The 12,899-nt window shown below is 68.6% G+C and carries 13 protein-coding genes; 9 read left to right on the forward strand and 4 right to left on the reverse strand.

Annotated elements, in window-relative coordinates; genetic code table 11:
- Nucleotides 1-104: 104 nt before the first annotated feature.
- The 5 genes from rsfS to CVM50_RS07330 all read left to right on the forward strand — a co-directional run bounded on the left by rsfS (nucleotide 105) and on the right by CVM50_RS07330 (nucleotide 5,309).
- Nucleotides 105-467, forward strand: coding sequence for a ribosome silencing factor (gene rsfS / locus CVM50_RS07310; protein ID WP_085888942.1), 363 nt, complete (start codon nucleotides 105-107; stop codon nucleotides 465-467).
- A gap of 26 nt (nucleotides 468-493) precedes the next feature.
- The gene (gene rlmH / locus CVM50_RS07315) at nucleotides 494-964 is read left to right on the forward strand and encodes a 23S rRNA (pseudouridine(1915)-N(3))-methyltransferase RlmH (protein ID WP_085888584.1); all 471 of its coding nucleotides are present in this window, start codon (nucleotides 494-496) and stop codon (nucleotides 962-964) included.
- Nucleotides 965-1,210: 246 nt separating this feature from the next.
- A complete protein-coding gene (gene gpmI, locus CVM50_RS07320; RefSeq protein ID WP_085888585.1) occupies nucleotides 1,211-2,731 on the forward strand; it encodes a 2,3-bisphosphoglycerate-independent phosphoglycerate mutase in 1,521 nt (506 codons plus the stop codon).
- On the forward strand, nucleotides 2,728-3,918 hold the full coding sequence (locus CVM50_RS07325; protein WP_306372315.1) for a murein hydrolase activator EnvC family protein: 1,191 nt from the start codon (nucleotides 2,728-2,730) through the stop codon (nucleotides 3,916-3,918). Before gpmI ends, CVM50_RS07325 begins: the two co-directional genes overlap by 4 nt.
- Nucleotides 3,918-5,309 carry a S41 family peptidase gene (locus CVM50_RS07330; RefSeq protein ID WP_085888944.1) on the forward strand — a complete coding sequence of 464 codons (1,392 nt, stop codon included), beginning with the start codon at nucleotides 3,918-3,920 and terminating at the stop codon, nucleotides 5,307-5,309. The genes CVM50_RS07325 and CVM50_RS07330 overlap by 1 nt, the downstream gene beginning before the upstream one ends.
- Nucleotides 5,310-5,398: 89 nt before the next feature.
- Here the strand turns inward: CVM50_RS07330 and CVM50_RS07335 are convergent, their stop codons facing one another.
- Both CVM50_RS07335 and CVM50_RS07340 read right to left on the reverse strand, forming a co-directional pair.
- Nucleotides 5,399-5,746: a zinc-binding dehydrogenase gene (locus CVM50_RS07335; RefSeq protein ID WP_157792146.1), complete on the reverse strand. Its 348-nt coding sequence runs from the start codon at nucleotides 5,744-5,746 to the stop codon at nucleotides 5,399-5,401.
- 488 nt (nucleotides 5,747-6,234) lie between these two features.
- Complete coding sequence (locus tag CVM50_RS07340) at nucleotides 6,235-7,461, reverse strand: acyl-CoA dehydrogenase (protein WP_085888587.1); 1,227 nt, start codon at nucleotides 7,459-7,461, stop codon at nucleotides 6,235-6,237.
- A gap of 120 nt (nucleotides 7,462-7,581) precedes the next feature.
- Here CVM50_RS07340 and CVM50_RS07345 point away from each other — a divergent pair, with 120 nt between their 5' ends.
- The 3 genes from CVM50_RS07345 to CVM50_RS07355 all read left to right on the forward strand — a co-directional run bounded on the left by CVM50_RS07345 (nucleotide 7,582) and on the right by CVM50_RS07355 (nucleotide 9,626).
- The gene (locus tag CVM50_RS07345) at nucleotides 7,582-8,478 is read left to right on the forward strand and encodes a LysR family transcriptional regulator (protein ID WP_085888588.1); all 897 of its coding nucleotides are present in this window, start codon (nucleotides 7,582-7,584) and stop codon (nucleotides 8,476-8,478) included.
- A 177-nt stretch (nucleotides 8,479-8,655) separates the two neighbouring features.
- Nucleotides 8,656-9,147 carry an RNA pyrophosphohydrolase gene (locus CVM50_RS07350; protein WP_085888589.1) on the forward strand — a complete coding sequence of 164 codons (492 nt, stop codon included), beginning with the start codon at nucleotides 8,656-8,658 and terminating at the stop codon, nucleotides 9,145-9,147.
- A complete protein-coding gene (locus CVM50_RS07355) occupies nucleotides 9,147-9,626 on the forward strand; it encodes a hypothetical protein (protein WP_085888590.1) in 480 nt (159 codons plus the stop codon). The genes CVM50_RS07350 and CVM50_RS07355 overlap by 1 nt, the downstream gene beginning before the upstream one ends.
- Before the next feature lie 24 nt (nucleotides 9,627-9,650).
- Here CVM50_RS07355 and hemC read toward each other — a convergent pair whose 3' ends face one another.
- Entirely contained in the window at nucleotides 9,651-10,598 is a 948-nt protein-coding gene (gene hemC / locus CVM50_RS07360) for a hydroxymethylbilane synthase (RefSeq protein WP_085888591.1), read from the reverse strand.
- A 182-nt stretch (nucleotides 10,599-10,780) separates the two neighbouring features.
- Between hemC and hemE the strand changes: the two genes are divergently transcribed.
- Nucleotides 10,781-11,815: a uroporphyrinogen decarboxylase gene (gene hemE, locus CVM50_RS07365; RefSeq protein ID WP_085888592.1), complete on the forward strand. Its 1,035-nt coding sequence runs from the start codon at nucleotides 10,781-10,783 to the stop codon at nucleotides 11,813-11,815.
- Between the two features lie 42 nt (nucleotides 11,816-11,857).
- On the opposite strand, the gene CVM50_RS07370 is transcribed toward hemE, so the two are convergent.
- The gene (locus CVM50_RS07370; RefSeq protein WP_232618185.1) at nucleotides 11,858-12,898 is read right to left on the reverse strand and encodes a YihY/virulence factor BrkB family protein; all 1,041 of its coding nucleotides are present in this window, start codon (nucleotides 12,896-12,898) and stop codon (nucleotides 11,858-11,860) included.
- Between the last annotated feature and the right edge of the window lies 1 nt (nucleotide 12,899).

A 12,899-nucleotide genomic window follows, 5' to 3' on the forward strand; every position in this document is an offset into this window, starting at 1 on the left:
CATATGCCCAGCACCGGGGCCGTGGTCGGTGCGCATCCAGGGAGGACGATGTCCTGTCACTTGACGCAACGGCGGATCATTCCGCATCCTCGGGGGCCCAGATGATGGCAGCCTCGCAAGAGCTGAGTGTCCAAGACCAGCTCACCCTCATCCTGAAATCGCTGGAAGACGACAAGGCCGAGGAGATCGTGCAGATCGACCTGGCCGGAAAATCCTCCATCGGGGATTACATGGTCGTCTGCTCCGGGCGGTCGTCCCGCCAGGTCGGCGCGCTGGCCGAAAAGCTGGTCGAACGCCTGAAAGAGGCCACGGGCCGTACCGCCAAGGTCGAAGGCAAGGAAACCGGCGACTGGGTGCTGATCGACACGGGCGACGTGATCGTCCATGTCTTCCGTCCTGAGGTGCGCGAGTTCTACCAGATCGAGAAGATGTGGATGGAGCCGGGCCAGAAAACCCCGCTGTCCTGACCCGGACGGCTGCTGCCTGAGGCCCGATGAAACTGCATCTCTGCGCCATAGGCCGGCTCCGCAAGGGGCCGGAGAAGGCGCTGATCGACGATTATCTCGACCGCGCCGGCAAGACCGGCCGCGCGCTCGGGCTCGGGCCCTGTACGGTCAGCGAGGCCGAGGCGAAACGCGGCGGCGGCATGGCCGAGGAGGCCGATCTGTTGGCCCGCATGATCCCCGATGGCGCGAAGCTGGTCTGCCTCGATGAGCGCGGCAAGCTGCTGAGCTCGCCGCAACTGGCCGATCAGCTGGGCGCCTGGCGCGACGAAGGCATCCGAGACACGGCCTTCGTCATCGGCGGCGCCGACGGGATCGACCCGACCCTGCGCGCCCGCGCCGACCTGTCGATCTCCTTCGGCAAGATGGTCTGGCCGCACATGCTGGCACGCGTCATGCTCTCCGAACAGATCTACCGCGCCACCACCATCCTCGCCGGATCGCCCTACCACCGCGTCTGACGCGCGGCTGCGACAGAGGCAACCGAGCCCGGCGCCGAGAGGGTCGCGCCTGTTGGCGGACTTTGCAGCCGGGGCGCGCGCCCTCCCCCTCTCCCTGCCGCGCCCCTTGCGACGGGGGGAGCGCCCCCTGCCCCCACATCAGGCAGCACCACGGCTGAACCCTGCCCGCCCCGGCAGCAGAGGTTTCCCCCCTGCCGCGAAGGGTCTAGAACGACAGCAGACTTGGGCCACGTTAGGAGAATCCGCATGTCCACCCCCAAACCTGTCGTCCTGTGCATTCTCGATGGCTGGGGCCTGCGCGAAGAGACCGAGGCCAATGCCCCGGCCCTGGCCGACACCCCCACGTTCGACCGGCTGTGGTCCACCTGCCCCCATGCCACGCTGACCACCTTCGGCCCCGACGTGGGTCTGCCCAAGGGCCAGATGGGCAATTCCGAAGTGGGCCACACAAACATCGGCGCCGGGCGCGTCGTCGCCATGGACCTGGGCCAGATCGACCTGGCCATCGAGGACGGCTCCTTCGCCAAGAACGAGGCCCTGCTGGCGATGATCGCGACGCTGATGGAAACCGGCGGCACGGCCCATGTGATGGGGCTGGTGTCGGACGGCGGAGTGCACGGCTCGCTCACCCATATCCTGGCGGCGGTGAAGATCATCGCGGACGCCGGGGTGCCCGTGGCCCTGCACGCGGTGACCGACGGGCGCGACGTGGCCCCGCAATCCGCCAAGGGCTACCTGGACACGCTGGAGGCGGGCCTGCCCGAGGGCGCGCGCATCGTCACCGTCTCGGGCCGCTACTACGCCATGGACCGCGACAACCGCTGGGAACGGGTGTCCAAGGCCTGGTTCGCCATGATCAAGGGCCAGGGCGAGAAGACCGCCGCCACCGCGCAGGAGGCCGTCGACCAGAGCTATGCCGACGATGTCATCGACGAGTTCATCCTGCCCACCGTCATCGGCGATTATACCGGGGTGGCCGACGGTGATGGCTTCTTCTGCATGAACTTCCGCGCCGACCGCGCCCGCGAGATTCTGCGCGCCATCGGGGAACCGGAGTTCGCCGAGTTCGACACCGGCCCGCGCCCCGCCCTCTCGGCCCTGCTGGGCATGGTGGAATACTCCGACGACCACAACGCCTACATGACCACCTGTTTCCCCAAGCGGGAAATCGTCAACACCCTGGGCGACTGGGTGTCCAAGCATGGCAAGACCCAGTTCCGCCTGGCCGAGACCGAGAAATACCCCCATGTGACCTTCTTCCTCGACGGGGGCGTCGAGAAGATCAAGCCGGGCGAAGATCGCTACATGCCCAAGTCGCCCAAGGTGGCGACCTATGACCTTCAGCCGGAGATGTCCTCGGTCGAGGTCACGGACACGTTCGTCGAGGCGATCGAGAAAGGCTACGACCTGATCGTCACCAACTTCGCCAACCCCGACATGGTGGGCCACACCGGGTCGATTCCCGCCGCCGTCGCCGCCTGCGAGGCAGTGGACCGTGGCCTGGGTCGCGTGGTCGAGGCGCTGGAGAAGGCGGGTGGCGCGATGATCGTCAGCGCCGACCACGGCAACTGCGAAACCATGGTGGACCCGGAAACCGGCGGGCCGCACACGGCCCATACCACCAACCCGGTGCCGGTGATCCTGTTCGGCGGGCCCGAGGGGGCCGCGCTGCGCGAGGGGCGCCTGGCCGACCTGGCGCCGACCCTGCTGGAACTCATGGGGATGGAGAAACCGGCCGAAATGACCGGCGAGAGCCTCATCAAGTGAGGCCCCTGCGCCGCCTTCCCTGCCGGCTGACCCGCGCGCTGGCCCTGCTGGCCGGGCTGGCGATCCTGGTGCTGGCACTGCTGGGACAGGGGGCGCCCGCGCGCGCGGCGACCGATGCCGCCGCGCTGGCCCGCGCCGCCGCGTCAGAGCTGGAGGCAGCACATGACCGGCTGGACGGGGCGGAACGGGCCTCGGATCGGGTGGCGGCCTTGACCGCCACCATCGCCGCCTATGAAAAGGGCCTGTCGGCCATGCGCGACAGCCTGCGGGCCGCCGCCCTGCGCGAGGCCCGCATCCAGGCCCAGTTCGACGCCCAGCGGGATGAGATCGCGGCCCTTCTGGGAACGCTGCAGACCCTGTCGCGCGAGCCCGCCCCGGTGCTGATGCTGCACCCCGACGGGCCGATCGGGACCGCGCGGTCCGGCATGCTGATGGCCGAGGCCGCACCGGCGCTGAACCAGAAGGTCGCCGAGCTGCGCGCCCGGCTGGAAGAGGCCCGCGAACTGCGCGCGCTGCAGGAGGCCGCCGCCGACCAGTTGCAGACCGCGCTTTCGGGCGTGCAGGAGGCGCGTACCGCGCTCAGCCAGGCGGTGTCGGATCGCACCGATCTGCCGCGCCGCTTCACCGCCGACCCGATGAAGACACAGCTGCTGGTGGCCACCGCCGAAACCCTGCGCGCCTTCGCCTCGGGCCTGTCGGAGATCACCGAGGGCGAAGAGGCCCCCGCCGCCCAGGACATCACCGCGCAGAAGGGGCAGATCCCCCTGCCCGTACAGGGCAGCGTGCTGCGCCGCGCGGGCGAGGCCGACGCCGCCGGCGTCACCCGCCCCGGCGTGGTGCTGGCCACCCGCCCGCGCGCCCTGGTCACCGCGCCGGTGCCGGCCACGATCCGCTATCTCGGCCCGCTTCTGGACTACGGAAACGTGATGGTCCTTGAACCTCAATCCGGTTTACTCTTTGTTCTCGCCGGGCTCGATATCGTCTACGGAGAGATCGGGGAGGTGCTGGCCGCGGGGGCACCTCTTGGCCTGATGGGGGGCGAAGACCCCGCGCCCGGCGCAATTCTGGCCCAATCCCGGGACGGGTCTGGAAATGACCGCTCGGAAACGCTTTACATGGAAGTCAGGCTGGGCAACGAGCCCCAGGACCCACTGACCTGGTTCGCAGTCACGAAGGACACGCAATGATGAAGAAATTCGCCATGGCAGCGATCAGCGGGATGACCGTGGCGGTGATCGCCACCACCCAGATCGCCCCGCCGCTGCTGGCCCAGGACGCGAGCCGGGACAGCTCCGTCTACGAACAGCTCGACCTCTTCGGCGACGTCTTCGAGCGCATCCGCAACCAGTATGTTGAGGATGTCGATCCCTCCGACCTGGTCGAAGCGGCCATCGACGGCATGCTGAGCTCGCTCGACCCGCACAGCAGCTACCACCCGCCGGAACAGGCCGACGACCTGCGCGTGCAGACCCGGGGCGAGTTTGGCGGTCTGGGCATCGAGGTGACCCAGGAAGAGGGCTTCGTGAAGGTCGTCACGCCGATGGACGACACCCCGGCCTATGACGCGGGCATCGAGGCCGGCGATTACATCACCCACGTGGACGGCGAATCCGTTCTCGGACTGACGCTCGACGACGCGGTGAAGATTATGCGCGGCCCCGTCGGCTCGGAGATCGTCATCACCGTGGTCCGCGAGGGCGAGCCCGAACCTTTCGACGTGACCATCGTGCGCGACACGATCAAGCTGACCGTGGTCCGTGCCCGCACCGAAAGCGACTCGATCGTGCTGCGGGTCTCGGCCTTCAACCGCCAGACCTACCCGACCATGGTCGAGAAGCTGAACGAGCAGATCGAGGCGGCCGGTGGTCTCGACAACGTCAACGGCATCGTGCTCGACCTGCGCAACAACCCCGGCGGCCTGCTGGATCAGGCGATCCTGCTGTCCGACGCCTTCCTCGACAAGGGCGAGATCGTCTCGACCCGCGGACGTGAGGCCGGGGACGGCGAGCGTTTCAACGCCGAGGCTGGCGACCTGGTCAACGGCAAGCCGATCGTCGTGCTGGTCAACGGCGGCTCCGCCTCCGCCTCGGAGATTGTCGCGGGCGCCCTGCAGGATCACCGCCGCGCCATCGTCGTGGGCACCAAGTCCTTCGGCAAGGGCTCAGTCCAGACGGTAATGCCGCTGCGTGGCGACGGCTCCATCCGGCTGACCACGGCGCGCTATTACACGCCCTCGGGCCGCTCGATCCAGAACCTCGGGATTTCGCCCGACATCGTGGTGCACCAGCCGCGTGTCGATCCCACCGCCGATGAAGGCGAGGAAGAGGGCCAGGTGGATCGCCCCCGCCGCTCCGAGGCCGATCTGCGCGGGACCCTGGACAACGACTCGCTGAGCGAGGACGAGATCCGACAGATCGAGGAAGAGCGCGCCCAGGCCGAAGAGGCCGCGAAGCTGCGGGACGAGGATTACCAGCTGGCCTATGCCATCGACATCCTGCACGGGCTGGCGGCCCTGGGTCCGCAGTACCGCGCGCCCGCCATGCTGGCCGGCGAGACGGACACCGGCGAAGGCAACTGAGCCGCGACGCATCGCAGAAACCAGACCCCCGCGCAGACCCTCTGCGCTGGGGTTTTTGCTTGCCTTGCCGCACCCGCGACGCGGCCCCGTCATCCGCCCATGCACAAGACCACCACACCGCGCTTGTGCCGCCCCTCGGCCCACAGCCTCTGCAGTGCCTCCAGGTCCTCCGCCCGGTCTGCGTTGACGTGGATCTTTACACGCCTGCGCGAACACGGCCAAAGCGCGGCCACGATCTCCCGCAGCCCGAAGTTCAGCGGCACGAAGACCCCGCCGGGACGCAGCAGCGCCCGGGCCTGCCGCACCGACAGCGCCCCGAAGGTGTCGAGCACAACGTCGAAGCTCTGCCCCAGGGCGGCCAGCTCGGCGGTGCGATAGTCCAGCGCCGTCTCGGCGCCCAGTTCGCGCAGCAGCGCCAGGTTGCCGGCACTGGCCATTGCCGTCACCCGCGCGCCGAAGGCCATTTCTACGGCAGTGCCAGCTACGTCGCCTCACCGGGGGAGATCACCGGCCCCGCCGACCTCGCCCGGGCACGCTTCCTCGCCTGGGGCCAGGGCCCGGCGCTGACCAACCTGCTGACTGCCATGGGCGTGCCGCTCGGCCCGCACAGCTTTCCGGTGACGACGGCCAGCCACTTGGTGCAGTGGCAGATGACGCAAGCCGGACTGGGCCTGGCGGCCAAGCTGACTCAGGCGGCGGGCCCGTCCTCGGGGTCGTGACAGACGATGCAGATCTTGTTGCCCTCCCTGTCGCGGAAACAGGCCCCAGAGAAATCTGCAGTCCGCCTCGCGACAAAAGAAAAGGCGGATCCGCGGACCCGCCTCATACGATGGTTGGAAATACGCCCGGGGGCGTCGCGACCGGGGGCAGCGCCCCCTTGCCCGTCCGGCGACCCTGTGGCGGCGGGCGGGCAAACCGCCGGCGATCAGAAGAACGCCTGCAGCCCGGTCTGCGCCCGGCCGAGGATCAGCGCATGCACGTCGTGCGTCCCCTCGTAGGTGTTCACAGTCTCCAGGTTCTGCGAGTGGCGGATCACCTGGTATTCGATCTGGATGCCGTTGCCGCCGTGCATGTCCCGCGCCTGGCGGGCGATATCCAGGGCCTTGCCGCAGTTGTTGCGCTTGATGATCGACACCATCTCCGGCGCGGCCTTGGCGGCGTCGAACAAACGACCCACCTGTAGAGATGCCTGAAGGCCAAGCGCGATCTCGGTCTGCATGTCGGCCAGTTTCTTCTGGTACAGCTGCATGCCGGCCAGCGGCTTGCCGAACTGCTTGCGGTCCAGGCCGTACTGGCGCGAGCGGTGCCAGCAATCCTCGGCCGCGCCCATCACGCCCCAGGCGATACCGTAGCGCGCGCGGTTCAGACAGCCGAAGGGACCTTTCAGGCCCGACACGTGGGGCAGCAGGGCCTCTTCGCCCACTTCCACGTTGTCCATGACGATCTCGCCGGTGATCGAGGCGCGCAGGGACAGCTTGCCATCGATCTTCGGCGCCGTGAGACCCTTCATGCCCTTTTCCAGGACGAAGCCGCGGATCGCACCGTCATGGGCCTCGGATTTCGCCCAGACGACGAAGACATCGGCGATCGGTGCGTTGGAGATCCACATCTTCGAGCCGACAAGGCGATAGCCGCCCTCGGTCTTGATGGCGCGGGTTTTCATGCCGGCCGGGTCCGACCCGGCATCGGGTTCGGTCAGGCCGAAACAGCCGATCCATTCGCCCGAGGCAAGCTTGGGCAGGTACTTCATCCGCTGCTCTTCGCTGCCGTAGGCATAAATCGGGTACATCACCAGCGAGGACTGCACGGACATCATCGAGCGATAGCCCGAATCGACCCGCTCGACCTCACGCGCGACCAGGCCGTAGCTGACGTAGCCCGCGCCGATGCCGCCGTATTGCTCGGGCACCGTGACGCCCAGAAGGCCCATCTCGCCCATCTCGGCGAAGATCGAGGCGTCGACCCCCTCTTCCAGGTACATCTTCTCGACCCGGGGGGCGAGTTTCTCCTGGGCGAAGGCATGGGCGGTGTCGCGGATCATCCGCTCTTCCTCTTCCAGCTGTTCGTTCAGCAGGAACGGGTCTTCCCAGGAAAAGCTCGACATGTTCGGGCGGTCCTTTTCCTTCAGGACCGGACGGTTGGCAGTGTCCATTCTCTCTCTCCTCGACGGGAATCTGGCTAGGCGTTTGCCCGCAACCTAAGTCATGGACCTTTCCACCGCCAACGCGTAATTCTGGCAAAGCTATGAGTTTCCCGAATAGGCCGCCCAAAAATGCGCAAACCCTACATACCCTCGGTGGGTGAGCTTGAAGCCTTTTGCGCATGCGCCCGGGTGGGCACCACCACCGGGGCGGCGCGCGAACTGGGTCTGACGCAATCCGCCGTGTCGCGCTCCATCGCCGCGCTGGAGGACCGGCTGGGCGTGGCCCTGTTCACCCGGGCCCGTCAGCGGCTGGCCCTGTCGGACGCGGGCCGCAGCTTTCGCGGCGAGGCGGAGGCGCTGCTGGCGCGGCTGGATGCGGCGGCCACCTCCGTCATGGCCTTCGGCGGGCAGGAGGCGGTGCTGCGCATCTCGGTCCTGCCCAGCTTCGGCCGGTCCTGGCTGATCCCGAAACTGGCCGATTTCCGCGCCACCATGCCAGGGATGAGCTTCGACGTGGCGGCGCGCCTCGCGCCGGTGAACTTCGACACCGATCCCTTCGACCTGGCGATCCAGCGCAGCGCGCAGCGCGCGGGCGGCGCGCATCACCTGCACCTGCTGGACGAAAGCCTGGTCGCCGTCGCCTCGCCGAAGCTGGCACGCTCCGGCCCGCTGTCGGACGAGGCGATGCTGGCGCTGCCGCTGTTGCAGCAATCGACGCGCCCCACCCTCTGGCCCGACTGGTTCCGGGCCAGCGGAGTGGACCCCCGCCGTGCCCTGCGCGGGGCGCGGTTCGATCACTTCGACATGGTCGCTGATGCCGCCGCCGCCGGCCTGGGCGTCGGCCTGGTGCCCGAGGTGGTGGCCGAACGTGCCCTGGCCGAGGGGCGTCTGGCCCTGGCTTCCGCCCGGCGGCTGGAGACGGGGGAGGCCTATACGCTGATCTACCCCGAACGGTCCGAGGCCCTGCCGGGATTCGCCCGCTTCCGCGACTGGCTGGCGGCCGAGCTGGCCGGCATCTGGGCCTGAGGGCGACCGCCCGGGCGCGGGCCAGCCCCCGCACCCCCGGAGTATTTCCGGCCAACGTATAAGCACAGGACAGGTCAGGCCCGGGCCGACCGGCGACGCCCCGCGCGGGCGCGCTCCGAGCGGTGGACTTCACCCGCCTGCGGCGTAGGATGCGCGCGAAATGCAAGGAGTTGTCCGATGACACCCGAAGAGAAAGCGGCGCTGCCCTATCGCCCCTGCGCCGGCGTCATGCTGGTGAACGAGCTGGGCCTGGTCTTCACCGGCCAGCGCAATGACATGAAAGCGGGCGAGCCGCCGGCCTGGCAGATGCCCCAGGGCGGTATCGACGAGGGCGAAACCCCGGAAGAGGCCGCCCTACGCGAGCTCTGGGAAGAGACCGGCGTGACGGCGGACAAGGTCACCCTGGAGGCGATGACCGACGACTGGATCCTCTATGACCTGCCCGAACACCTGCTGGGCAAGATCTGGAAGGGCAAGTATCGCGGCCAGAAGCAGAAATGGGCGCTGATGCGGTTCCACGGCAGTGACGCGGATATCGACATCGCCACCGACCACCCCGAGTTCACCCAGTGGAAATGGATGGCCCCCGACGAACTGGTGGAGAACATCGTGCCCTTCAAGCGCAGCGTCTACGAGGCCGTCCTGGCCGCCTTCGGGGACAAGATCTGATGCGCGCGCTTCTCCTCTCCGCCCCGATCCTGGCGCTTGCCACCCAGGCCAGCGCCCTGTCCTGCCTGCCGCCCGATGCGGTGACCAGCTACCAACGCGCCGACCAGGCCCCTGAGACCTACGTCGTCCTGCTGGGCGACTTCCGCTTCGATCCGCCCGAGCTGCCGGAGCGGGATCTGACCGATCCGAATCCTGAGGAACACCGCTTCCCCGCGCAGTTCGAGGGTCAGGCCCTCGGGCCCGAGGGGTTCACCGGCAGCTATGCCCTGGACATGGAGGTCACGCTGACCTGCGCCGGGCCGTGGTGCGCGGGCGTGCCGACGGGCGGCGCGGGGCTGGCCTTCGTGGAGATGACCGACACAGGGTACCACCTGCGCCTCGGCCCGTGCGGCGGACAGTATTTCAGCGCGCCCGAACCGGCCGTCACCGACCGGATCGCGGCCTGCCACGCGGGTGACGCGGGTTGCGCGGCGGAGTGATCCGCCGCGCCCGGCACCGCGGCCTCAGCTCTTGAAATCGAAGAAGTTGGCGCCGGCCTGCGCCAGCAGGGCCTCGGCCATGACGCGGCCCAGTTCGGCCCCGTCTTCCACCGGCGCACTGCGATCATCCGACAGCGCCTCGGACCCGTCGGGGCGCAGGATCTCACCGCGCAGGCGCAGGGTGCCGTTCGTCACCTCCGCCAGCCCGGCAATCGGCGTCTCGCAGGAGCCGTCGAGACGGGCGAGGAAGGCACGTTCCGCCGCCAGCCGCTCGGCCGTGGCCGCATCGTGGATGGGTTCCAGCAGCGCAGCGGTGGCCATGTCATCGGCCCGGCGCTCGATCCCGATGGCGCCCTGGGCCACCGCCGGCAACATCTCGTCCGGGTCCAGGGCGGCGCGCGCCACCTCGGGCCGGCCCAGCCGGTGCAGCCCGGCCATGGCCAGGAACGTCGCCTCGGCCACGCCGTCTTCCAGCTTGCGCAGACGGGTCTGCACGTTGCCGCGGAATTCCACCACCTGAAGGTCCGGTCGCCGCACCAGCAGCTGTGCCCGGCGGCGCAGCGAAGAGGTGCCCATGACGGCACCCTGCGGCACCTCCGCCAGCGAGCCATGGGCCAGCGAGACGAAGCCGTCGCGCACGTCCTCGCGCGGCAGGTAGCAATCCAGCACCAGCCCCTCGGGCTGATCCACCGGCATGTCCTTCATCGAATGCACGGCGATGTCGATCTCTCCGGTGGACAGCGCCACCTCGATCTCCTTGGTAAAGAGGCCCTTGCCCCCCACCTCGCGCAGCGCCTTATCCTGGATCCGGTCGCCTGCGACCGAGATCACCACCACCTCGAAGGCCTCCAGCGGCAGGTCGAAATGGGCCGCGATCCGGTCGCGGGTCTCATGCGCCTGGGCCAGGGCCAGGGGCGAGCCACGGGTGCCGATTTTCAGGGGCTGGGCGGGGGTCGGGCGTGCATCAGTCATGGGCCTTGGTTACGCCCGCGCGCCCGGGCTGGCAAGCGTGGCGAAGGGGCGCGGGCAAGGGGGGCCAACCGACGTGGACAGATCGCCCCGGCGCACCATCTGTCACAGGCGCGAGACACCGGGATCGCTTGACTTTCAGGGGCCGGACCGCGACCAGAGACCCGAAGAACGGAGGGACCCACATGGCCGAAAAGACGATCCTGCGCGCGCTCAAGGGCGAGGTGCTGCCGACGCCGCCGATCTGGATGATGCGCCAGGCGGGGCGCTACCTGCCGGAGTACAAGGCGACCCGCGCCCAGGCCGGGGATTTCCTGTCGCTGTGCTACAACCCCGAGCTGGCCGCCGAAGTCACCTTGCAGCCGATCCGTCGCTATGGCTTCGACGCGGCGATCCTCTTTGCCGACATTCTGCTGCTGCCCCAGGCCCTGGGCGCCGACCTGTGGTTCGTCACCGGCGAGGGCCCGCGTCTGTCGACCATCACCCGGCAGTCCGAGTTCGACGCGCTGAAACCCGCATCCGACGTGCATGAGACCCTGTCGCCGATCTACGAGACGGTGAAGATCCTGAAGCGCGAGCTGCCCGCCGAGACGACGCTGATCGGCTTCGCCGGCGCGCCCTGGACGGTGGCCACCTACATGATCGCCGGACGCGGCACCAAGGACCAGGGCCCGGCCCATGCGCTGAAGGCCGAGAACCGGGCGCTGTTCGAGGCGATCCTTGAACGGCTGACCGAGGGCACGATCGAGTACCTGTCGAAACAGATCGAGGCCGGGGCCGAGGTGGTGAAGCTGTTCGACAGCTGGGCCGGATCGCTGAAGGGCGAGGATTTCGACCGCTACGCGCTGGCCCCCGCCAAACGCATCATCACCGAGTTAAAGGCGCGCCACCCCGGCATTCCCGTCATCGCCTTCCCGCGCGAGGCAGGCGAGAAATACGTGGGCTTTGCCAAGGCGACCGGCGCCGATTGCGTCGCCCTGGACAATTCCGTGGCGCCCGAATGGGCCGCCGCCAACGTCCAGGTGGACGGCTGCGTGCAGGGCAACCTGGCCTCGTCGCACATGGTCACCGGGGGCGAGGCATTGGTGCGGGAAACCAGGGAGATCGTGCAGGCCTTCTCCAAGGGGCCGCATATCTTCAACCTGGGCCATGGCATCACGCCGGATGCAGATCCCGAAAACGTCCAGCTGATGATCGACACGGTGCGCGGCGGCGCCTGATCCAGGCGCGCCGGATCAGGCGCCAGTGCTTAGCCCCCGTCCTCAGGCTTCTGCCCGGCGGGGGTCATGCACCGGCACCGACAGGCCCTCCGGCCCCGCGTCGGCGGGGCCCTCGACCTCGTGGATCGGGCCTTCTTCCACCAGCTGCGCCTCCTGCGGGCCGTCTTCGACGGCCCCGCCATCGGCCTCTTTCCCGGTCAGGACCGTATCCGCCTCGCCCCGCTGTGGGGCCGGATCCGGCGCCGCGACCTCGGCCGCCAGCGCCCGGTCGATCTGCACGTTCAGCGACGCGCCCAGCAGGACGACGAAGGCCGAGACATAGAGCCAGAACAGCAGGGCGACAGCCGCCCCGAGAGAGCCGTAGACCTCGTTGTAATTGGCGAAGTTGGTAAAGTAGAGCGACAGCGCGTAGGAGGCGGCCAACCACAGCACCACGCTGACGATGGCGCCCGGCGTGGCCCAGGACATGCGCTCGCCCCGGTTGTTGGGGCCATAGCGATAGAGCAGCGACAGCGCCCCCATCACCGCCAGCAGCGCGGCCAGCCAGCGCACGATCTCCACCGCGACGGAGGCCACGGGGCCCAGAGGGAAGATCGTCAGGATCACCGGCAGCACCACGACGGAGCCGAGCGCCACGATCCCCACCCCCAGAAGCGCGACCGTCAGCATCAGCGCGATCAGGTAGTGGCGCAGCGAGCCGCGGTTTTCCTGCCCGTGGATGGTGTTCAGACCCAGGATCATCGCCGCCACGCCGGAGCGCGACGACCAGATGGCGAAGGCCAGCGACAGCGCCCCCGCCCAGCCGAGGGTCGTCCCGGAAGACGCGGAGATCTTGTAGACCTGTGCCGCGACGAGGCGATAAACCTCGTCCGGTAAGATGCCGCGCAGCAGTTTCAGCTCTTCCATCACCACGGTGGGGTCGGAGATGATCCCCCACATGGCGATCAGCGCGGCGAGGCCGGGAAACAGCGCCAGCATGGCGTAGAAGGCGACGCCGGCGGCGACCAGGGCCATGTTGATCTCGCCGATCTGCACGACGATGCCCGACAGGACCGCCCACGCGCGTTTCACCTGTTTCATCATC

Origin of the sequence: Pseudooceanicola marinus, assembly GCF_002786295.1 — a bacterium.
Taxonomy (GTDB): Bacteria; Pseudomonadota; Alphaproteobacteria; order Rhodobacterales; family Rhodobacteraceae; genus Pseudooceanicola; species Pseudooceanicola marinus.